This window comes from Flavobacterium sp. N3904 (assembly GCF_025947305.1).
Taxonomy (GTDB): Bacteria; Bacteroidota; Bacteroidia; order Flavobacteriales; family Flavobacteriaceae; genus Flavobacterium.
Window position 1 is genome coordinate 2,173,381 of sequence record NZ_CP110009.1, and the last position, 21,444, is coordinate 2,194,824.

18 protein-coding genes and 1 pseudogene are annotated in these 21,444 nt (G+C 33.1%); 8 read left to right on the plus strand and 11 right to left on the minus strand.

The window, feature by feature from the left end; genetic code table 11:
* Positions 1–14 precede the first annotated feature (14 nt).
* Both OLM57_RS09075 and OLM57_RS09080 read left to right on the plus strand, forming a co-directional pair.
* The gene (locus OLM57_RS09075) at positions 15–2,480 is read left to right on the plus strand and encodes a TonB-dependent receptor (RefSeq protein ID WP_264566879.1); all 2,466 of its coding nucleotides are present in this window, start codon (positions 15–17) and stop codon (positions 2,478–2,480) included.
* Positions 2,481–2,597: 117 nt separating this feature from the next.
* On the plus strand, positions 2,598–3,320 hold the full coding sequence (locus tag OLM57_RS09080) for a hypothetical protein (RefSeq protein WP_264566880.1): 723 nt from the start codon (positions 2,598–2,600) through the stop codon (positions 3,318–3,320).
* A 3-nt stretch (positions 3,321–3,323) separates the two neighbouring features.
* Here OLM57_RS09080 and OLM57_RS09085 read toward each other — a convergent pair whose 3' ends face one another.
* The 5 genes from OLM57_RS09085 to OLM57_RS09105 all read right to left on the minus strand — a co-directional run bounded on the left by OLM57_RS09085 (position 3,324) and on the right by OLM57_RS09105 (position 9,562).
* Positions 3,324–4,025: a hypothetical protein gene (locus OLM57_RS09085; RefSeq protein ID WP_264566881.1), complete on the minus strand. Its 702-nt coding sequence runs from the start codon at positions 4,023–4,025 to the stop codon at positions 3,324–3,326.
* A 93-nt stretch (positions 4,026–4,118) separates the two neighbouring features.
* On the minus strand, positions 4,119–5,951 hold the full coding sequence (locus OLM57_RS09090; protein WP_413614344.1) for an ABC transporter ATP-binding protein: 1,833 nt from the start codon (positions 5,949–5,951) through the stop codon (positions 4,119–4,121).
* 74 nt (positions 5,952–6,025) lie between these two features.
* Positions 6,026–7,753 carry a phospho-sugar mutase gene (locus tag OLM57_RS09095; RefSeq protein WP_264566882.1) on the minus strand — a complete coding sequence of 576 codons (1,728 nt, stop codon included), beginning with the start codon at positions 7,751–7,753 and terminating at the stop codon, positions 6,026–6,028.
* Positions 7,754–8,059: 306 nt separating this feature from the next.
* Positions 8,060–9,016 carry a glycosyltransferase family 2 protein gene (locus OLM57_RS09100; protein ID WP_264566883.1) on the minus strand — a complete coding sequence of 319 codons (957 nt, stop codon included), beginning with the start codon at positions 9,014–9,016 and terminating at the stop codon, positions 8,060–8,062.
* A gap of 3 nt (positions 9,017–9,019) precedes the next feature.
* A complete protein-coding gene (locus OLM57_RS09105) occupies positions 9,020–9,562 on the minus strand; it encodes a DUF4199 domain-containing protein (RefSeq protein WP_264566884.1) in 543 nt (180 codons plus the stop codon).
* A 236-nt stretch (positions 9,563–9,798) separates the two neighbouring features.
* On the opposite strand from OLM57_RS09105, the gene OLM57_RS09110 reads away from it, so the two are divergent.
* The 3 genes from OLM57_RS09110 (at position 9,799) to OLM57_RS09120 (ending at position 13,218) form a co-directional block, all read left to right on the plus strand.
* Positions 9,799–10,050: a type B 50S ribosomal protein L31 gene (locus tag OLM57_RS09110; RefSeq protein ID WP_111410657.1), complete on the plus strand. Its 252-nt coding sequence runs from the start codon at positions 9,799–9,801 to the stop codon at positions 10,048–10,050.
* Positions 10,051–10,221: 171 nt separating this feature from the next.
* A complete protein-coding gene (locus OLM57_RS09115) occupies positions 10,222–11,397 on the plus strand; it encodes a GlmU family protein (RefSeq protein WP_264566885.1) in 1,176 nt (391 codons plus the stop codon).
* Between the two features lie 186 nt (positions 11,398–11,583).
* Positions 11,584–13,218, plus strand: a complete 1,635-nt coding sequence (locus OLM57_RS09120) for an ABC-F family ATP-binding cassette domain-containing protein (RefSeq protein ID WP_264566886.1) — start codon at positions 11,584–11,586, stop codon at positions 13,216–13,218.
* Positions 13,219–13,280: 62 nt separating this feature from the next.
* Here the strand turns inward: OLM57_RS09120 and OLM57_RS09125 are convergent, their stop codons facing one another.
* Genes OLM57_RS09125 through OLM57_RS09135 form a run of 3 tightly spaced genes read right to left on the minus strand, consistent with a single transcriptional unit; the run spans position 13,281 to position 16,795 of the window.
* Entirely contained in the window at positions 13,281–14,441 is a 1,161-nt protein-coding gene (locus OLM57_RS09125) for an ABC transporter permease (protein WP_264566887.1), read from the minus strand.
* A 3-nt stretch (positions 14,442–14,444) separates the two neighbouring features.
* Positions 14,445–15,398, minus strand: coding sequence for an HlyD family secretion protein (locus OLM57_RS09130; protein ID WP_264566888.1), 954 nt, complete (start codon positions 15,396–15,398; stop codon positions 14,445–14,447).
* Between the two features lie 11 nt (positions 15,399–15,409).
* A complete protein-coding gene (locus tag OLM57_RS09135) occupies positions 15,410–16,795 on the minus strand; it encodes a TolC family protein (protein ID WP_264566889.1) in 1,386 nt (461 codons plus the stop codon).
* A gap of 261 nt (positions 16,796–17,056) precedes the next feature.
* Here OLM57_RS09135 and OLM57_RS09140 point away from each other — a divergent pair, with 261 nt between their 5' ends.
* A complete protein-coding gene (locus tag OLM57_RS09140) occupies positions 17,057–18,169 on the plus strand; it encodes a hypothetical protein (protein ID WP_264563396.1) in 1,113 nt (370 codons plus the stop codon).
* A gap of 60 nt (positions 18,170–18,229) precedes the next feature.
* On the opposite strand, the pseudogene OLM57_RS09145 reads toward OLM57_RS09140, so the two are convergent.
* Positions 18,230–18,513: pseudogene (locus OLM57_RS09145) on the minus strand (GNAT family N-acetyltransferase).
* Positions 18,514–18,918: 405 nt separating this feature from the next.
* Here OLM57_RS09145 and OLM57_RS09150 point away from each other — a divergent pair.
* A complete protein-coding gene (locus tag OLM57_RS09150) occupies positions 18,919–19,584 on the plus strand; it encodes an alpha/beta hydrolase (RefSeq protein WP_264563397.1) in 666 nt (221 codons plus the stop codon).
* A 58-nt stretch (positions 19,585–19,642) separates the two neighbouring features.
* On the opposite strand, the gene OLM57_RS09155 is transcribed toward OLM57_RS09150, so the two are convergent.
* Positions 19,643–20,338 carry a TlpA family protein disulfide reductase gene (locus OLM57_RS09155; protein WP_264563398.1) on the minus strand — a complete coding sequence of 232 codons (696 nt, stop codon included), beginning with the start codon at positions 20,336–20,338 and terminating at the stop codon, positions 19,643–19,645.
* A 174-nt stretch (positions 20,339–20,512) separates the two neighbouring features.
* Positions 20,513–21,028: a DUF2892 domain-containing protein gene (locus OLM57_RS09160; RefSeq protein WP_264563399.1), complete on the minus strand. Its 516-nt coding sequence runs from the start codon at positions 21,026–21,028 to the stop codon at positions 20,513–20,515.
* A gap of 166 nt (positions 21,029–21,194) precedes the next feature.
* Here OLM57_RS09160 and rpmH point away from each other — a divergent pair, with 166 nt between their 5' ends.
* The gene (gene rpmH, locus OLM57_RS09165; RefSeq protein WP_008464848.1) at positions 21,195–21,356 is read left to right on the plus strand and encodes a 50S ribosomal protein L34; all 162 of its coding nucleotides are present in this window, start codon (positions 21,195–21,197) and stop codon (positions 21,354–21,356) included.
* Positions 21,357–21,444: the final 88 nt, after the last annotated feature.

A 21,444-nucleotide genomic window follows, 5' to 3' on the forward strand; every position in this document is an offset into this window, starting at 1 on the left:
TAAACACACACCATTTGTATACCTTAAGAATTCTATATTGTTTCCTTTTTTTTGGATTAGGGTTTGTGTCTGATGCCCAAACGGCTTTTGTAAAAGGAATTGTTTTAGACCAAAATAATCACCCTATAGAAAATGTAAATATTAGCTGTTTGAATGCTAAAGCCCTGACGAACGAAACGGGTTTTTATCAAATTGCAATACCTGCCAATCAAAAAGTCACAGTAGAATTTACCCACATTTCATTAAAAAAAAGTTCTCTTAAAATTTCTTTAAAGCCTAATGAAGTTTATGTTTTTAACATGAATATGAATGAGCAGGAGGAACAAATGGGGGAGGTTGTTATTAATAATAAAAATAAAAAGGCAGTTCAGGGAATTATCACTTTTGACGCCAAGGATATACATTTTATCCCAGGAGCGAATGCTGGAATAGAAAACGTTTTGAAAACATTACCGGGTGTAAATTCAAATAATGAACTGAGTACCCAATATGAAGTACGAGGCGGGAATTATGATGAAAATTTGGTTTACGTAAACGAGGTCGAAGTTTATCGTCCTTTTCTTATTCGATCGGGACAACAAGAAGGATTGAGTTTTATCAATACTGATTTGGTTCAAAACATTGATTTTTCAGCGGGTGGTTTTCAGGCAAAATATGGAGATAAAATGTCTTCTGTTTTAGATATTACCTATAGAAAGCCAGTACATTTTGGAGCCAATCTAGAATTAAGTTTTCTTGGAGGAAGTGTTTCTGTTGATGCTGTTTCAAAAGACAATAAATGGTCTGCAATTACCGGAATTCGATATAGAAACAACAGCTTGCTAGTCAATAGTCAGGAAACCCAAACCAATTACACTCCAACTTTTGCCGATATTCAAACTAACATCATTTATCAGTCTTCGACTAAATGGCAATGGAGTTTTTTGGGTAATATTTCTCAAAATAAGTATTTATATCAGCCGCTTACCCGTCAGACCAATTTTGGAACAGCGGATGCTCCTATGGCTTTATCGGTTTATTATGAAGGACAGGAAAAAGATAAATACGATACTTATTTTGGGGCTATAAAAACTACTTACGAAGTAAATGACAGTTTTACGTTAAAGTTTATTGGATCGCTTTTTCATACTGTAGAACAAGAAAATTTTGATATTTTGGCTCAATATCGTTTGGGCGAAGTCGATACGAATATTGGTTCAGATACCTATGGAGATGTTACTTTTTCGAGAGGAATTGGTTCACAACTTAATCATGCCCGAAATAATTTGGATGCGTTAATTGCCAATTTAGAAATAAAAGGATTCAAGAATTGGAAACAAAACCAAATCGAATGGGGTGTGAAATACACGAAGGAATCGATTCGGGACCGAGTGTCAGAATGGGAAGTTATTGATTCTGCAGGGTTTTCGATAAATCCTCCTCTTATGCTGCCTAAAAATGATCAGCCCTATCAGCCTTATACTGGCCCTTTAGCGCCATTTCAATATGTATATGCTACTAATTTTACTGATATTAACCGATTTTCGGCCTATGCGCAATGGGGTAGAAAAGATAATCTAGGAACAAACGAAATTTGGTATAATTTGGGTGTTCGAATGCAAAGCTGGGAAGTTACAGGCGATAATTTGGCTAGTAATTTTCAAACGGTTTTTAGTCCCAGAGCTCAATTTGCCATAAAGCCAGATTGGAAGAAAGATATGCTGTTTAGGTTTACCATTGGAGTATACAATCAGCCACCATTTTATCGGGAGTTGAGGGATTATGATGGAGTGGTTCAGCCTGATACCAAAGCGCAAAAAGCAATAAATGTGGTTTTGGGAAATGATTACAGTTTCAAAATGTGGGAACGACCTTTTAAACTCGTAACCGAAGCCTATTATAAAACATTATCTGATGTAAATCCATATACGGTTGACAATGTCAGGATACGTTATGCGGCTGCCAACAACGCAACTGCGTATGCACAAGGTCTGGATGTGCGGCTTAATGGTGAATTTGTTCCTGGAACCGATTCCTGGATTAGTTTTGGCTATCTAAAGACTGAAGAGAATATCGATAACAAAGGCTACATTGCCAGACCAACCGATCAGCGATTAAAATTTGGTCTTTTGTTTCAGGATTATATGCCAAAAATTCCAAGCCTGAAATTGTATCTTAATCTAGTTTACAATACAGGATTGCCGGGCGGTTCTCCAGCTTATGCCGATCCGTATTTGTACCAAAACCGATTGAATGATTACCGTCGGGTAGATGTCGGGTTTTCTAAAGTGTTCATCGATCAAAAAGTGGGAATGTCCAATAAGAAATTTTTTAAAAATCTAAAGGAACTATCGCTAGGTTTTGAGATTTTCAATCTCTTTGACAATCAAAATGCAATAACCAATACTTGGGTTCGTGATGTGTACACCAAAACAGAATATGCGATTCCCAATTATATGACTACCCGTGTTTTTAATTTGAAATTAAGTGCGAGGTTATAGTGCTTTTTAAGAAAGCTGAAATTGAAGTTTACACAAATGAATAAATCTGCTGCATATTTACTTTTCCATTTTTAAAAATGATTACATTTGAGTTTATTTTTTAATATTAAAATTATTATGAGAACATCACCTTTTGTCTGTATTGGAATTTCGCTTTTACTTTTAGCAAGTTGTAAAGAAGAATCAGAAAAGCCGAAAGTGATTTATGATGCTTCTAAAAATAGTAGAGAATTGACCAAAACGGACTCAACTCAAATAAAAATTGCCGATTTGCCAATTCAAATGCAAGGAACAGATTATTTGATACATCCTGTAGGTGATTTGAGTGTTTATGAAAAAGGTACTAAAAACAGATATGGTTCATCGAGTGTGAATGATTTGAGTTTTACAATATCAAATACATCCGAGTATGAAATCACGGGTTATTTGCAAAACCTTAAATTTCAAAAAATTGGTTCTGATTCTATAAAAGCATTAACGGATAAACCTGTTTTGATTCAAACAGCCACTTATTTGAAAGCAGTCTCCGATAAACTCAATAAGCAAATTATGGTTTATACGATGATGGATATGGACACCAATAAAGACGGAAAACTCGATGTAAGTGATATTACAACATTATATTTAAGTAAAATTAGCGGGGATAAATTCACAAAAGTATCGGTTGATTTCCAAGAATTGATTGATTGGAATTTAATTGAATCGCAAAATCGTCTCTATTTTAGAACTGTAGAGGATACCAACAAAAACGGAAAGTTTGACAGCAAAGATGTCGTACATTACAATTACATCGATTTGGCAAATAAAGACTGGAAAGTAGAAAGTTATAATCCGATATAAATCTTAAATTAAAATGTCACTTTCCAAGTCTGATTTTTCGATTTCAAAATCAAATCCCAATTGCGCGACTAATTGAATAACAAGTTTTTTATACCAATTCTCAGATTTGGGATGGATGTAGATTTTTTCTATCAATTGACTAATGTCTACATTTATTTTTAATCCATCATTTAATTTGATAGGGTTTTCAGAAACATCGGTGATGATTCGTACTTCACGTTCGTATTGAAAACTTTTTCGTTTGAATAAAAATGGAAAAAACATATCGTCAAACGGAATGTATTCTTTTTTGTAATCGATATAATTAACCTCGCCAATGAACTGTTTGTAATTTGTTTCGGGTACCAAAGCCTCCTGAAGTCTTTTTACAGTAGATTGTATGGCCAATCCTTCACTATTTTGCGTGAAAATCTGCCACATAGCAAATGATTCGTATTCATTGATGTGCCAACTGCTGATGGCTACTTTCTCCCGATGTGTTTTATAATAATTTAAGAAATCAGGATTGTCTATGGAAAGTTTTTTGATTTCTTCAAATGTAGGTTCACTAAAAGTACCTTCGTATTGGTCTTCAAATTTATCTGACCTTGACATGAATAGTTTTTGCGAAAGCAATAAATCCAAAAACTTCGACAAGTCCAGATATTTCCATACGATGGTATCTGGATCTTGCGGAAGTTTTATGTTGGGATTATTCAGGTACATTTAAGGTTTATGAATTTAAAGGTTTAAAGTTTAAAAGGTTTAGAAGTTTAGTTTTTATTGAATTTTTAAGCTATCTTATACTTTTAAACTAATTTATTCAAACGACTGCATTGTTACCAATTTGTTATAAGTGCCATTCATGGCAATAAGATCTTCGTGTTTTCCTTGTTCAACGATTTTCCCTTTTTGCATTACAACAATCAAATCGGCTTTTTGAATGGTAGAAAGACGATGTGCAATTACAATAGAAGTTCTGTTTTGCATCATATTTTCAAGTGCCACTTGTACAAATTTTTCGCTTTCTGTATCTAGAGCTGATGTGGCTTCGTCCAGAATCATAATTGGAGGATTTTTTAACACGGCACGGGCAATAGATAGTCTTTGCTTTTGACCTCCGGAAAGTTTGTTTCCGCTGTCGCCAATATTCGTGTAAATGCCTTTTGGAAGGTCTTTTACAAATTCGTAAGCATTGGCAATTTTTAGAGCTTCGATGATTTCCTCGTCAGTAGCGTCCAGTTTTCCTAATGAGATATTGGCTTTTATGGTGTCATTAAATAAAATACTGTCTTGTGTTACCAATCCCATTAAGCCACGGAGAGAATGCATTTCCATATCTTTTATGGAAATTCCATCTATAGTAATGCTTCCTTCATTTACATCATAAAAACGAGTCAGTAAATTGGCAATAGTACTCTTCCCACTTCCAGATTGTCCTACAAGAGCAATAGTTTGCCCTTTTTTGACTTCAAGCGAAAAATCTTTTAAAACATTTTCTTTTTCATATCTGAAATTGATGTTTTGGATAGTGATAGAATCGTCAAAAGTATTTTTCTCAATAGCATTTTCTTTGTTGGTAATTTCATTTTCTACCTCCAATACTTCAAATACACGTTGAGCAGCTGCTAATCCATTTTTTACAGCATAAGAAGCTTTTGAAATCGATTTTGCTGGGGTAAGAATGTTATAGGCTAATGTTAAGTAGACGATAAAAGCGGAGCCGTCTAATGTTTTTTGTACTAAAACTAGATTACCGCCATACCATAGTAATACAGCAATTGTTGTTATTCCCATAAATTCACTTAGTGGCGATGCTAAATTATTTTTATTCCCTATACTGTTTGATAATTTTAGAAGTCGGGTAACTGAATCGTTAAATTTATTTTTAAAATTATTTTCTGCATTATAACTTTTTACTACTTTTAGACCGCTTAAACTTTCTTCAACAATTGAAATTAAGTGTCCACCTTCGTTTTGAGCAAGTAAAGATTTTGCCTTTAAATTTTTTCCGATTTTAGAAATAATTAATCCTGAGATTGGAATAAAAATTAACACGAAAACGGTAAGTTTTACACTGATTGCAAACATTGTAATCAATGCAAATAGAATAGTTAAAGGCTCTTTTACAATAAGTTCTAATATTGAGAAAAAAGAATTTTGAACTTCTCCTACGTCACCAAGCATTCTCGCCATGACATCACCTTTTTTCTTTTCAGAATAATAGGAGATAGGCAGTTCAATTATTTTATCATACATTGTTTTTCTTAAATCTCTTAACACACCATTTTTAAGATGCATTATGTGAAAAGAGGCTAAATAGTTAAAAAAGTTTTTTAATAAAAAAGTTGTGATAACTAACGATACAACTAATAATAAAGCAAATTGTGGGCCACTTTCTTTTGTTAATTCGGAAATATTATAATAAAGTAAATCTTTTCCATAACGCATTATGCCTCCAATTCCTTTGAAAACTGGTTCTTTTGGTATAGATTTTGTTTTACTAAAAAGTACTTCCAACATTGGGAGTAGCGATAGCATCGAAATGGTGCTAAATAAAGCGTACAATATGTTGTATATTATATTCCAAACAATATGGCTTTTATATGGTTTTGTGAATGGAATTAATTTGAGTAAATTAGAGTCTATCATTTTGTTTGATTGTATTGAAATCAATTTAATTTGCTTGATGTATGCGAATAGAACTGATTCTTAATGCAAATTAATTAGCTCAATTGCATTGCAATAATTATGTTTTTAATCTTTTCGTTCAACACTTCTTCTACTTTAGTAAAATTAGCAACGCTGTCTAATTCGGTTTTTACGCTGATGTAAAATTTGATTTTTGGCTCCGTTCCGCTTGGTCTGGCGCATATTTTAGACCCATCTTCCGTGTAATAAATTAAAACATCGGCTTTGGGCATATCCAAAATTTCTTCTTCGTCTGTAAATAAGTTTTTGGCGATAGATGATTTGTAATCTTCCACCATTATTACTCTCTGACCGTTGATTTCTTTCAAGGGATTTTCTCGTAAAGAAACCATCATCTGATTGATTTCAGCAAGTCCTTCGATACCTTTTTTGGTAAGGGAAACCAGGTGTTCTTTGTAGAAACCAAAATCAACATAATGTTGCAGTAATTCATTGTAAACAGAACTTCCTTTGGCTTTGGCTTGAGCCGCAACTTCACAAATTAATAAAGTGGCCGCAACAGCATCTTTGTCACGAACCGCATCACCAACCATATATCCAAAGCTTTCTTCTCCACCACCAATAAATTCTAGCTCTGGGAAATCTTTAATCATTTTGGCAATCCATTTGAAGCCTGTCAATCCCACTTTGCATTCAACGCCATAAGCTGTTGCCAACTCCATAATCATTGGAGTAGAAACGATGGTAGAACCCACAAATTGTTTTCCGTTTATTTTACCTGCTTTTTTCCATTGTTCCAATAAGAAAGCGGTCATTAAAATCATCGTTTGGTTTCCGTTCAACAAAATCATTTTGCCTTCGTTATTTCGAACAGCAACTCCCAAACGATCGCAATCAGGATCGGTACCTACAACAATATCCGCATTCAATTTATCGGCCAAGGCAAGTGCCATTGTCAATGCTTCTGGCTCTTCTGGGTTTGGTGATTTTACGGTTGGGAAATTTCCATCTGGTTTGGCTTGTTCGGGAACGATGTTCACATTGGTATAGCCCGCTTTTTCCAAAGTTGCAGGAACAGCCGTAATCGAAGTTCCGTGCAAAGAAGTAAATACAATATTCAAATTGTCTTTGGCTTCCTTTAGAGTGTTGAAACTGGCATTTTCAACAGACGATTTTACAAAAGCTTCGTCAATTTCGGTGTCTATATATTTAATCAAACTTTCATCTGCTGAAAATTTGATTTCATTGTAATTTAAATTTTCGATAACATCAATAATGGCTCCATCTTGAGGAGGAACAATTTGTCCGCCATCTTGCCAATACACTTTATATCCGTTATATTCTGGCGGATTGTGTGAAGCAGTAAGTACGATACCGCATTGACAACCTAAATATTTAAGGGCAAAAGACAATTCCGGAGTCGGTCTCAAGTCCGAAAACAAATACACCTGAATTCCATTTGCAGAGAAAACATCGGCAACCACTTTGGCCAAAGATTGGCTGTTATGACGGCAATCGTAAGCAATTACAACCTTCAAAGCCTCTCCTGGGAAAACAGTATGTAAATAATTAGAAAGTCCTTGAGTATTTTTTCCAAGCGTATATTTGTTGATGCGGTTGTTTCCAACTCCCATTACACCGCGCATACCACCCGTTCCAAACTCCAAATTCTTATAAAAACTCTCTTCCAGTTCTTTTGGCGAAGTCGTCATCAATTCTTTAATGGCTACTTGTGTTTCATTGTCAAACGTTGGAGTTAACCATTCGTTTACTGCGTCTAAAATGTTTTGTGCTATGTGCATTTTATATTTAGTTTAAGTTGTTAATCTGTTTTGTTAAAGCAAGAAATAAATTCTGTCACCCTGAGCGTAGTCGAAGGGAGGAGCTATTTCCTGCTATCCGCTACAATCTTTTTCTCTTAAATCTTTTTTCTAAGAACTGTCAGGAGCTTCCTCTGGTCGCTCTGCCCGTTCAAGAAAAAATAGATTTATTCAAAAAAGGATTTCCGCTACTATCAGGGCTAGACCCGTAAAGCGAGAAATTCAGTTCATATAACTTATTTTAATTTTATTTTTAGTTCAGCAAATTGCTTTTATATAAAAAAAATATTAAAAATTCACTTCACTAGAAACCTTATACCGTTCTTCATTATTTTTTGTTCTCAAAATAATTTCACCTAGAAATCCTGCCAAAAATAATTGCGTTCCCAAAACCATTGTTGTCAATGCAATAAAAAACCAAGGATTGGTGGTGACTAGATTGTAATGCATTCCCATATACATGTGGTACAGTTTCGAAACTCCAATGTATCCAGCCAATAAAAAACCAATGATAAACATCAAGGAACCAATCGCGCCAAATAAATGCATTGGTCTTTTTCCAAATCGGGAAAGAAACCAAATCGTGATTAAATCCAAAAAACCATTGATGAAACGTTCCATTCCAAATTTGGTTTCTCCATATTTTCTCGCTTGATGTTGTACTACTTTTTCGCCAATTTTTCCAAAACCAGCATTTTTTGCCAAAACTGGAATGTATCGGTGCATTTCACCAGAAACCTCAATGTTTTTTACTACTACATTTTTGTAGGCTTTCAGTCCACAGTTAAAATCATTCAATTCCACTCCAGATGTTTTCCTAGCGGCCCAATTAAATAGTTTTGAAGGAAGATTTTTTGCCACAACAGAGTCGTAACGTTTCTTTTTCCAGCCCGAAACCAAATCGTATTTTTGAGTGGTAATCATTTCGTACAATCCCGGAATTTCATCTGGACTGTCCTGTAAATCGGCATCCATAGTGATAATCACATCCCCTTTTGCTTTGGCGAAACCAGCATGCAAAGCTTGAGATTTTCCAAAATTTTTCATGAATCGAATTCCTTTTACATTAGGATTCTCAGCAGCAAAACCTTCTATAATGTTCCAGGATTCATCTGTACTTCCGTCATCCAGAAAAATGATTTCGTAACTATAATTGTTCGATTTCATAATCGAAATAATCCAAGTATATAATTCTTGTAGGGATTCCTCTTCGTTAAGAAGTGGTATGAGTATTGATAAATTCATTAATTAGAAGCTTTGTGGTTTTTCATTTTTCACTATTACACCAACAATTAAGGAGTAAATTAGGCCAAAGAAAGAATACATAGCCAATGTTACTGGTAAAACAATTAGAGGGTTCATAAATTTTTTCACCATTGAAAGCCCCATTTCAACTTGTTCACTTGTCATGTTTGGGTTTTTTGCAAGCATGCCTTCTTTAGTAATTGCTATCATTTCATCAATAAACTCTGGAAAAATGAAATTGAAAATAACATTGAAAAGGGCATATATAAGTGCTGCAATAAAAGTTATGGAAATTCCTGTTTTGAGACTCTCGGTAAGTGATATAAATCCGTTATTAATGTTTTTTTTGTAATTTGTACAGCCAATATATATAAACAACAGAGGTAATATCATGTAATTGGCAATGTTTACAATTGTTCCAACACTGGTATTAATTAATGATTTCATTCCGACCAAATACATGATTACGAATTCCAATACCATTATAATACCGAATAAAACACCATACAAAACACCAGACTTTGCTGGCGATACATTATTTTCCATAGAGACTATTTTTATTAGTCTACAAATATAGCAATTCCCAATATAATGGCGTGTAAAAAATGATTTTTACGTCCATATAAAAAAAGTTGCACAAAGGTTTGTATATTGAAAAATAAGTGTAAATTTGCAAACTCAAAATAATATTGTAAAACAAAAAGTTATAGTGCGTTTATACCTTTTCTGTTAGAAGAAAAGCTTCAAGACAAGTTATAATTAACAAATAAAAAAGATTCAAGATGAAAAAAGGTGTACACCCAGAAAATTACAGATTAGTTGCTTTTAAAGACATGTCAAATGAAGATGTTTTTATCACTAAATCTACTGCTGATACTAGAGAAACGATTATTGTTGATGGTGTTGAATATCCAGTTGTAAAAATGGAGATTTCTAGAACTTCTCACCCTTTTTACACAGGTAAATCTAAACTTATCGATACTGCAGGACGTATTGATAAATTCAAAACTAAATACGCTAAACACGTTAAATAATTTTAACTGTTTTCAATACATAAAAAGCCTCGCAATTTGCGGGGCTTTTTTTTATGGAATTTCGTCTCATATTCTTTTAGAGTGTAATTCCTTACTTCTGTAAACATTTAAAAATAATTGTAACTTTGCGGTGATAACCAAATCACATTTTAACAATTTATAATTTAATTTATGAACTACATACTTTTTGACGGTCCCGCTCGAAATGCCTTGTTACCCTTTACTTTTACCCGTCCTGTTGCCGATATTTTGGTTGGTATTATGACGATTCGTCAAAAATGGGAAGCGCATTTGGGGTCTACCACAACAACAGTAACCGAGGAATATTTATCGGAGAAATTTCCGATGGTCGAATTGGAAGAAAATGTAATGATCAATGCCTCTTTTTTGCCAAATGCAGTTTTGGTAGAAATGGTTAGTAATCTTGGACCTAATCAAGCTATTTTCAAGGGAGATGATGTTATAGCTTTTTATACCAATGACGAACAGGAATCAGTAGATTTTGATACTTATGAAATTTTGGAATACAATGAGGATTGTATTACTATTGAGCATACTTGGGATATTTTTTCGAAAAATGATGCATCAATTCGGGAAGATTTCGAATTTTTAACCGAAGACAGAAAGTCGCAACCTATTCCAAAAAGTGTTAATGTGATTTCGCCTTCAGCTATTTTTATTGAAGAAGGCGCCAAATTGGAGTTTGTGACCTTAAATGCTTCTGAAGGGCCCATATATATAGGTAAAAATTCAGAAATAATGGAAGGATCTATCATTCGTGGACCTTTTGCTTTGTGCGAAAATGCACAAGTAAAAATGGGAGCCAAAGTCTATGGAGCAACAACCGTTGGGCCTTATTCCAGAATTGGTGGGGAAGTCAAGAATGCAGTTCTTTTTGCCTATTCCAATAAAGGCCACGATGGATTTCTTGGAGATTCGGTCTTAGGCGAATGGTGTAATATTGGAGCCGACAGCAATAATTCGAATTTAAAAAACAATTATGAAGAAGTAAAATTGTGGGATTATGAAACCGAAAGTTTTGCCAAAACAGGTCTGCAATTTTGCGGATTAATGATGGGGGATCATAGTAAATGTGGTATCAATACGATGTTTAATACCGGAACGGTAGTAGGAGTGAGTGCCAATATTTTTGGAAGTGGTTTTCCTCGAAATTTTGTTCCGAGTTTTTCTTGGGGTGGAGCAACAGGATTTACTACTTATGTGACCAAAAAAGCTTTCGAAACGGCAAGATTGGTAATGAGTCGCAGAAATGTTGATTTTGATGAAAAAGAAGCCGCAATCTTGGAACATATTTTTGAGGAATCAAAAAAATGGAGGAAAGAATAGTTTGAACGTTCATAAATTATAATTCTATTTTAATTCGATAATTTGCTGTGTAAATTATCGAATTTTTAGTTTTGATAAAAATCTAAAATGTCTAAAAATCTAATAATCTATTTAACCTATCTTTGCACCTTCAAAAATCGGATTAACAATTTCAACGATTAACCGAATAAACAAATAAACAGACGAATGATTACAATAAACGATATTTCGGTTCAATTTGGAGGAACAACTCTTTTTAGTGATGTTTCTTTTGCTATAAATGAAAATGATAAAATTGCCCTTATGGGTAAAAATGGTGCGGGTAAATCAACATTGTTGAAAATTATTGCGGGACAAAGCAAACCTTCTACAGGAAATGTATCGGCGCCAAAAGATGCCGTTGTTGCTTATTTGCCTCAGCATTTGTTGACCACAGACGGTGCCACGGTAATGGAAGAAACTTCAAAAGCGTTTGGTGAAATTTTCAGTATGAAAGCCGAAATCGATGAAATCAATGAGCAATTGACAATTCGTACCGATTATGAAAGTGATGCGTATATGAAATTGATTGAAAGAGTTTCTGATTTAAGTGAGAAATTCTATGCGATTGAAGAAGTGAATTATGAGGCTGAAGTAGAGAAAATTCTAATAGGTTTAGGTTTTGAAAGAGAAGATTTTACACGTCAAACTTCTGAGTTTTCGGGAGGTTGGAGAATGCGAATTGAATTGGCCAAAATCCTTTTACAAAAACCAGATTTGATTTTATTGGATGAGCCTACCAATCACATGGATATCGAAAGTATTCAATGGTTGGAAGATTTCTTGATCAATTCGGCCAAAGCGGTTGTGGTGATTTCGCACGATAGGGCTTTTGTAGATAATATTACCAATCGTACTATTGAAGTGACAATGGGACGTATTTATGATTATAAAGCTAAGTATTCCCATTATTTAGAACTAAGAAAAGACCGTCGTATGCACCAGCAAAAAGCATACGATGAACAACAGCGCATGATTGCCGATAACCGAGCTTTTATTGATCGTTTTAAAGGAACATTCTCAAAAACGGATGCTGTTCAGTCTCGAGTTAAGATGTTGGAAAAACTAGTTATAGTTCAAGTTGATGAAGTAGACACTTCGGCATTGAAATTGAAATTTCCACCAGCAGTTCGCTCTGGACAATACCCGGTTATTGTAAAAGAAATGTCCAAGTCTTATGGAGATCACGTAGTTTTCAAAGATGCTAATATTGTAATTGAAAGAGGTCAGAAGGTTGCTTTTGTTGGAAAAAATGGGGAAGGAAAGTCAACAATGATCAAAGCTATAATGAAAGAAATTGGCGTTGATAGTGGTTCTGTTGAAATTGGACATAATTCTCAGATTGGATATTTTGCTCAAAATCAAGCGGCTTTATTAGACGAAAATGCTACTATTTTTGAAACTATTGATGATATAGCAGTTGGTGATGTTCGTACTAAAATTAAAGATATTTTGGGAGCTTTTATGTTTCATGGCGATGATGTGACCAAGAAAGTAAAAGTACTTTCGGGTGGTGAGAAAACCCGTTTGGCGATGATTAAATTATTGCTTGAACCAGTAAATTTATTGATTCTGGATGAGCCTTCGAATCACTTGGATATGAAAACCAAAGATATTATTAAGGATGCTTTGCGTGATTTTGATGGGACTTTAATTTTGGTTTCTCACGATCGTGATTTCCTTGATGGATTGGCAACAAAGGTTTTCGAATTTGGTAACAAGCGTGTTGTTGAGCATTTTGAAGATATTGCTGGTTTCTTGGCGCACAAGAAAATGGATAGTATGAAAGAAATTGAAAAATAAATTTCAAATTCTTTTAATGATTAAAACAAAGGCAAGAGTTTCATTCCTCTTGCCTTTGTTTTTTATAGGTCACTTTTTAGAACTGATTTTTTCTTAAAGTACAACGCAATATAGGAAAGTATGGCACAGATTGTTCCAATGATAATCAAATTGAAAATCGACTGGTAAGTTTGAGAAAGAGTCCCATTTTCTACGCTTAAAATTCTAAATATTTTTAAAAAATGGGTTAAAGGAATTACATTTGCTATGCTTTGTACCCAAATTGGCATTTGGCTTAACGGCCAGGTAAATCCGCTCAAAATAAAACTCGGGGTTGCAATTATCATTAATATTTCAGTTGCTTTTAATTGATTTGGAATGAGAATGCTTACTAATATTCCGATAAACGAAACGGATAAAACAAAAATACCTGCAACTAATGTTAAAGCTCCCAGATTGGTAAAGAAAGGTATTCGAAACCAAAAGGCAAACAGCAAATATAAAATCCAAACACCAACACTCATAATCATATAGGGAATGATTTTTACCGCCATCATTTTTATAATGGATGGGGATCGCTTCACTAAATCGATGAAAGTTTTATTTTCAAATTCCGAAGCAAAGGAAAGTGCTAGCGCAAGAAGTAGTACTTGCTGCAAAACTGTTGCTAGAACGCCTGGCCACAGGAAATACATATAATTGGTGCTGCGGTTGTATTTTTTTAGGAAAGTTGTTTTAAAAGGTTCGTATTGTTCTTGAAGTAGTTTTTCGGGTGTTCCTTGTTTGCGTAAAGTTTCTAATTGAACGCCCGCTTTTAAGGTTCCGAGACAAAGTTGTATGGCTGAGGAGGCATAATTTGCGGTTAGAACATTGGCAGTATTTACAATTGTAATAATTTCGGGGTATTTTTTGGTAAATACCATTTTTTGAAAACCTTTTGGGATGATCACTACACAATTTGCTTCTTTTTCGATTGCAATTTCAGAAAGATTATTTTGGTCATACAAAACGGCTGCAATAGAAATTACTTCATTGTCGTCAAACATTTGAATTGCTTTTGCGCTCATTTCGGTTCTGTCCTGATCGACAATAATAATTGGTAAATCGGTTACTTTTCCTTTCCCATAAACATAACCCAATAAAACACCGTACAGAATTGGAGCACCAATGAAAAGCATTCGGAGGATTTTATTTTGCCAAAAGAATTGGAATTCTCTTTTTAGCAACAGGAGAAAATTTCGCATATTTTAAAGAGATAAAGTTACCGTAGTTTTTGTAATCAAATCTTTGGTTTCGCTATTATTGTTAGGTGCTATTTTTACTTCAAATAAACTTTCCTGCATTTCGTAATCAGGATAAGCGGTAGCTATTGTGCCATAAGCACCCAATTGTTTAATGGTTGTAACATGTCCTTTAATGCTCTTATCTGTAAATGGAACCGAAACGGTTATCTGTTGGCCTTTTTTTATTTTGTTTAATTTACTTTCGGGTATTGTAAATCGGAAATAAGTCCCATCGCTGATAAATCCATTAAATAAGGTATATCCTGGCAATGCTAATTCTCCCAAATTAAGAGTGATGGTTTCAATACTCATGTCTTGAGGAGCTATAATATAGCGTTCTTTGTTGGCCGTTTCAACTTCTTCTAATGCGCCTATTGCTCTTTCTTGTTGACCCAAAGCCATATTTTGTTGTTCAATTCGGCCGCCTTTTTTGGCATCGTCCAATTCTGCAATAACGGCATTGTATTGAGCTTGGGCTCCTTGGTATTTTGCAAATGTTTCATCGTAAGTTTGTTGGGAAACCAACGAGTCTTTGAGCATATTACTTAGTCTCTTGATTGATTTTTGCGCAAATTCATACTGTTCTTTTAATCCTTGTTTTTTGGCTTCAAGTTGTAAAATTTGATTGCTAGTTGCTCCTTTTACCGCCATCGTATACTGAGCTTTTGCAGATATGAGTGCCCCTTCTGCCTGGCTCTTCTTCGCATCTACTTCTGGAATATCAAGAATAGCAAGCGTATCTCCTTTTTTGACAAAATCTCCTTCTTTTACCATTATTTTTATAATTTTTCCGGGAATTTTGCTTACCACAGCAATTTGTTCGTTCTCAACTTTACCTTGTATTATAGAATCTTTTTTGGGATTTTTACAGCAAATTACAATTGATGTCAGTAACAATATGACGAAAACTCTTTTCATGATATAAATTTTTATTTGGATAATTTATTAGATAATTCTCCAGTAGTTATAATTGTTTCAATAGCTGCTAATCGTTCTTCTATTATTGTGTTTAGTTTGGTATTTGTAACCTTAAACAAGTCATTTTCGGCTTCCAAAAGCTCGGATACATTTATAAGCCCTTCTTTGTATTGTTTGGAAGCTAAGTTCAGATTATTGTTGGCTACTTTTTCTTGCTGGGTGGCGATATCAATTTTTTTTAATAGAACAGTATAGTTTATTAAGTTGTTTTCAAGGAGTAATTGTAGTTTTTGTTTGGCGTCATCAATTTGATTTTGAACCTGTTCAATGTTTAATTTGGCTTCATGAACCTTATGTTCTCTTTCGAAACCAGCAAATAGCTCCCATTTAAATGCTGCTCCAACCATCCATAATGGACTCAATGAAAATTCATTTAGGCCTAAATTTAGAGGTTGGTTTATAATAGGAACTACCGAAGTTGTTCCGTTTAAATCAAATAAACTCGAGTAAACTATCCCTCCAAAAGCACCTACAGTTGGAAGATAAGTACCTTTTTCTTTTTTCAAAAGGTACTCACTTGCCAATTTAAAAGACTCTAAAGCCTTTATTTCCTGTTTGTTTTCAGTATTTAGTTTTTCTTCTGAAATTAAATATGGAATTAAATCGTATTGCACATTATTAATTTCAGAATCTGAATAGCCTGTAAGATATTGTATTTTTTTATAAACTAAAGTCCGTTTTCCAGTGAGTTCAATTTTTTTGGATTCCAGTTCCAATAGCGCTAGTTTTATTTTATCCCGATCATAAGGAATGGCAAGTCCTTGTTCAATAGCTTTTGTAACTCTTTTGGTCTCTGTTTGCAATCGTTTATCACTGTCATTGATGAGTTTTTCTGTTTCATTGATGAGTTTTAACTGATCGAATGTGTTGATTACATCTTTGATGATTGCGTCTTTTTCGGAATCTTTTAAGTAAGCCGTCCCAATCGCTTTTTGTTTAATGGCATTGGCTCCATTTGGAATTTGCATACCGCTAAATAAGACCGTTTTTGCCATTACACTTCCTATGAAAAAATTACCGGAATTAGCATAAGTTGCTTTGTCATTGAACAACGGGATATTTACAATTGGTATTGTTGATGCTGGAAGATCTAAGGTTAAATTGCTATCAAAATAGGAGTAAAGTGCATTTGCGTCAACAGTTGGAATGTATTTATTGCGAACTCCTTTTTCTTGCAGGTTTAATTTTTCGATTTCAATTGTTTTGTTTTTAATTGAAGTATTTTTATCGATGGCTTTGTAGATCGCATCATTTAATGAAGTAGATATTTCTATTTGAGAATAGCTCCGTGCAATAGAAAAAAAGAAGACAATTGAAATCAAATTGTATTTTATCATCTTGTTTTAAGTTTCAAATTATAAATGAAAAACTATTCTGTTTTAAGTTTGTTTTGGCAAAGAAGAGTATTGTAAAGATAAGCCTTTCATTTTGTATTTAACAAAAAATATAGTTGAAATTAAGTTTAATAATAGAGAAAAACAAGTTATAGAATCAGTGTTTTATTTAAATTAATATTGTGTTAAATTAAATTTCATTATCTATGTTTAGGTATGGTTTTTGTTATATTGCAATTGAATTTATTAATTTAATAAAAAAACATGAAAAATAGAATTTTAATACTTTTGGTTTTGATAACCTCCTTATTTGGTTTCACCGCTTTTTCTCAAAATGAGCAGGAACCAGAATCATTGGGTTTGCCAGGTGATAATTTAAATTTGTATGCAGTTTTAGATATTTTTCAAAATTCAAAGACTATTGAAGATTTTGAAAAATCATTGAATGAAGAAAATACTAAAATCAATAACTTGGATTTAGACAATGATGGAAAAGTTGATTTTATTAAAGTAACGACAAAAAAAGATGGAGAAAATTTTATGTTTATTCTTCAGGACGAAGTCGCTAAAAATGACATACAAGACATAGCTGTCGTTTTTGTGAACAAAGACAAAGACAAGAGAATTACAGTTCAAGTAGTTGGAGATGAAAACTTATATGGAAAAAATTATGTGGTTGAACCGGTAACTGCAAAAACTACTTCAAGTACCATAAATCCTGGTTATAATGGGAGTCAAACTGTAACAACGACTTCAACTACGACTACTGTTAATGTTGTTAATGTGGCTACAAGTCCCGTTGTTGTTTACTTGTATTCGCCTGTATACGTACCTTATTATCCACCTTATTATTATGGGTATTACCCATCCTATTTCCGTCCATGGGCACCTATTTATTTTAGTGTGTATTATCACAATCATTACCATTATCACAATCATTATTATAGACCACCTTACTACCATTATCCACCGCATTATGCACATTATTCTTCCAATAGAAATACTTCTGTTGTAGTCGTAAATAATACGAGAAACGGTAATTATAAAGGGACTTATAACGGCAATAATTATAGAAAGCCAACTAATCCAACTACTAGACCGTCAACACGTCCTAGTACACGTCCGACATCGCCTTCAGCAAAACCCGAGACACGTCCTTCGAAGCCATCAACAAGACCTGAGACATCTTCTTCTAGACCTTCGAAGCCAACTGAACGTCCCGTAACGCCATCGACAAGACCCGTGGCGCCAACAACCCGTCCATCAACACCTTCAACACCTTCAACACGCCCTTCAACGCCGTCTACTAAACAGACAAATACGTATAATTCCAATCGTCAATCAACAACAAAACAGTCAACGCAAAGGAGTAGATAAAACAAAAAAATTTAGTTTTTTAATAGAATAGCCAGTTTAAGTAGTAAACTGGCTATTTTGTTATATGCGAATTCCAGGAGGAAGTAATTCTTTGTAAATTGGGTTTTTTTTAAAAAAAGAACAATTTTTGGAAGTATAGGTACAACCTTTAATTTTTTTTCGATTGCAATTTCCATAATGTTTTTGAGAAAATTTGAAATAAATTCTTCATTGTCAAATAGTTCTGGAGTGTTTATTTTTGTTAGGAATATTTTTTTTTCCTGAAAAGAATATTCTACCGAAACCATTCCCATATCCACTAATGTTTCAAATTGTCTTGCAAATGCATTGTCTTTAATTTCTATTTTGATTGATGAATCCATGATTGTTTTCTTTTATTGCTATAGATAGAGATATCTTTTCGTTTTTAAATATGTTAATGATTTAATTTTTTAAATTTTATAGGATTTGTAGATTTAAAATCCATAATTATCTAAAATAAAATTTAGCTGATTGTATTTAAAAAGAGGCTACTACAAAGGTAATGTTTTGATATCCAACGGCAAATGATTTTCTATTGTAAATTAATCTTTTGGAATTATGAGTTGGTATGTCTTTGAAGTAAAAGTGAATTGTGTACTTGAAATCTTAGAAAATCAAAAGGCAAAAAAATATTTTTTAAATCAGCATAAGTGAAATTTATGTCAATTAAAAAAATTAAATTAGTCTCAATTTTCGTTGTCTAAATTGAGATAATATTCAAACCAATTATGAGTAAAATTCCAGTCTATTTTATGCCGGGTCTAGCAGCGAGTGTTGCAATTTTTGAAAGGATAAAACTTCCTGAAACAGAATTTGAAGTTGTATTTCTTGAATGGGAAATTCCTCTAGAAAAAGAATCCTTGTTGGCATATGCAAAGCGAATGACAAAAAAAATTAAACATGAAAATCCCGTTCTAATTGGTGTTTCTTTTGGAGGTATATTAGTCCAAGAAATGGCTGGTTTTTTAAAAACCAGAAAAGTGATTATTATTTCCAGTGTAAAAAGCAATCTTGAATTTCCCAAGAGAATGCTTATTGCAAAAAACACTAAGGCATATAAGTTAATTCCGATAGGTTTGGTTCAGAATATTGAAAGTTTAGCTAAGTTTTCTTTTGGTAAAAAAGTAAATCAGAGGCTTAAGTTGTACGAAAAATTTCTTTCTGTTCGAGATAAGCGATATTTAGATTGGGCAATAGAACAGGTAATTTTATGGAATCGTATTGTTGTTGATGAGAATGTTATCCATATACATGGGGATTTGGATGATGTTTTTCCTATAAAATATATAAAAAATTGTATCGTTGTGCCTGGTGGAACACATGTTATGATTCTTAATAAATACAAATGGCTTAACGCTAATTTGCCTCGAATTATAAAAGAAGAAATGGTGTAAAAGTTAATTAGAAAATGCCAATTTTGAAACTATTTTGATTCAAAGAAGTGCGGACAAATTAATTAGTGGTAAAGCTTTTGTTTTTGGTTACCGCGTTTACTAGGTTCTCATTAATGTCTTTGCTGAAATAGTTGTAACTAATAATAATTGCCTGTTTGATTGGAGTTTTAATTTTAACGGTGTTTTCAAAATGTTTAATGTTGACTACATTTTTATTTTCATCCAAAAAGATTGATGTAGGAAAACCCAGAGTGTGTTTTATGGTAGCGACTATGTGGGCATCTTTTGAATAGTTTTCATTGGCATAGCAAACTTTAATGTCATCGTTAAATTTATAAGCAATATTTTTTAAGTCACTTTTCTTGTCCCAGAAAATAACAATAAATTGCATGTCATCGCGATGTTCTTTTGCTAATATGTTTAATGCGGGAATTTCTCCTTTTGGAATAACAAGCCACGAGGCATACGTGATTATAAAAATAGGTTTGTTAATTCGGTTTATTTTTACATTTTTTTCTTTGTAAACTTTCAAATTGAAATCGTCAAATTTTGTACCGATAAGTTTATTTTTTACCAAGGAATCAAATAGATTTTTTCCTTCTGTAATATCCCTTTTTTCGTAGGCTAGATTACTCGCTTTTTTATATGGATTTATGTTTTCTTTTATTGCGTCAGACAGGTACGTAATTGTGTCTTGGCAGTATGAAACTGTTAAAGATAAGGTGAAAATTAATGTAAGTAAAAATTTATACATAAATCATTAATTATAAAACGATTAGCTAAAATATCTACTTTGTTTTTAAATGAGCAATAATAACGTTGAATAACACATTAATCCGATGTAATACTTCCGATGTAAAAAAAGTCATCCTAAATATGGGATGACTTTTTTGAATTCCGTAAAAATAAGGTATTTAAATTGTAAGATTTATATTTTTTTCATTTGTTCTTTCATCATTGCAATTTGATCTTTCAGCATGTTTTGCTTATCTAATTTTTTTGCTTCGTTTAATAACGTGGTGGCTTCTAGTTTTCTTCTGCGACTCATTGCAACTCCTGCAAGATTTAATTTTGCGACAGCCAAATCCATATCCATAGTCAAACCAAGTTCAATAGCTTTTTTAAAATATTTTTCGGCTTGATTGATATTGGTTTGTGAAAGCATTATTCCATGCAGATAATTGAAATACCCTTGTTGTTTTCTAACCAAGGCCGTTTCGGGATTCTTGATGTGTGCTAGCCATTTTTTGGCACCTTCAAAATCTTGTTTTCTTAATTTCAAGAAGGCAAGTAAGATAAATTCGTTTTTGTAATACAAAAATATAGGGAGTCCAGATAATAAAATAAGGAATATTCCGTTACCAATATTGCTTTCAGTGAATTGCCAAATGCCAGTAACTATAATAAGTCCAGCGATAATAAGTTTGATATTTTTGTGAAACATAATGTATAAAGATTTAAGATTGCAAAGATAGTAAAAGGAATTAAAAATATTTTTTAAAAACTACTTGCCAGAAAAAAAAGTCTTTGTATATTTGCACTCGGTTTTAGAATAACGGTTATTCAAAAATAAATAGATACTTAATTAAGATTTTTAAACATACAAAGCAATGAGCAAAAGAACATTTCAACCATCGAAAAGAAAAAGAAGAAATAAGCACGGATTTATGGATAGAATGGCTTCTGCAAATGGAAGAAAAGTTCTAGCGCGTAGAAGAGCTAAAGGAAGACATAAATTGACTGTTTCTAGTGAACCAAGACACAAAAAATAATGTTTGAATAAACATAAATAAGGCGTTACTTTTTTTTAGTATCGCCTTTTTTTATACCCAAGCGGTACTTAAATTTTAAGGTTATGAA

Bases quoted from the DNA above. Each gene is read 5' to 3' on its own strand.
- rpmH (WP_008464848.1), top strand. From the start codon at position 21,195: ATGAGCAAAAGAACATTTCAACCATCGAAAAGAAAAAGAAGAAATAAG.
- OLM57_RS09125 (WP_264566887.1), bottom strand. From the start codon at position 14,441: ATGCGAAATTTTCTCCTGTTGCTAAAAAGAGAATTCCAATTCTTTTGG.
- OLM57_RS09080 (WP_264566880.1), top strand. From the start codon at position 2,598: ATGAGAACATCACCTTTTGTCTGTATTGGAATTTCGCTTTTACTTTTA.
- OLM57_RS09130 (WP_264566888.1), bottom strand. From the start codon at position 15,398: ATGAAAAGAGTTTTCGTCATATTGTTACTGACATCAATTGTAATTTGC.
- OLM57_RS09100 (WP_264566883.1), bottom strand. From the start codon at position 9,016: ATGAATTTATCAATACTCATACCACTTCTTAACGAAGAGGAATCCCTA.
- OLM57_RS09155 (WP_264563398.1), bottom strand. From the start codon at position 20,338: ATGTATAAATTTTTACTTACATTAATTTTCACCTTATCTTTAACAGTT.
- OLM57_RS09160 (WP_264563399.1), bottom strand. From the start codon at position 21,028: ATGTTTCACAAAAATATCAAACTTATTATCGCTGGACTTATTATAGTT.
- OLM57_RS09085 (WP_264566881.1), bottom strand. From the start codon at position 4,025: ATGTACCTGAATAATCCCAACATAAAACTTCCGCAAGATCCAGATACC.
- OLM57_RS09135 (WP_264566889.1), bottom strand. From the start codon at position 16,795: ATGATAAAATACAATTTGATTTCAATTGTCTTCTTTTTTTCTATTGCA.
- OLM57_RS09140 (WP_264563396.1), top strand. From the start codon at position 17,057: ATGAAAAATAGAATTTTAATACTTTTGGTTTTGATAACCTCCTTATTT.
- OLM57_RS09105 (WP_264566884.1), bottom strand. From the start codon at position 9,562: ATGGAAAATAATGTATCGCCAGCAAAGTCTGGTGTTTTGTATGGTGTT.
- OLM57_RS09115 (WP_264566885.1), top strand. From the start codon at position 10,222: ATGAACTACATACTTTTTGACGGTCCCGCTCGAAATGCCTTGTTACCC.
- OLM57_RS09120 (WP_264566886.1), top strand. From the start codon at position 11,584: ATGATTACAATAAACGATATTTCGGTTCAATTTGGAGGAACAACTCTT.
- OLM57_RS09150 (WP_264563397.1), top strand. From the start codon at position 18,919: ATGAGTAAAATTCCAGTCTATTTTATGCCGGGTCTAGCAGCGAGTGTT.
- OLM57_RS09110 (WP_111410657.1), top strand. From the start codon at position 9,799: ATGAAAAAAGGTGTACACCCAGAAAATTACAGATTAGTTGCTTTTAAA.
- OLM57_RS09090 (WP_413614344.1), bottom strand. From the start codon at position 5,951: ATGATAGACTCTAATTTACTCAAATTAATTCCATTCACAAAACCATAT.
- OLM57_RS09095 (WP_264566882.1), bottom strand. From the start codon at position 7,753: ATGCACATAGCACAAAACATTTTAGACGCAGTAAACGAATGGTTAACT.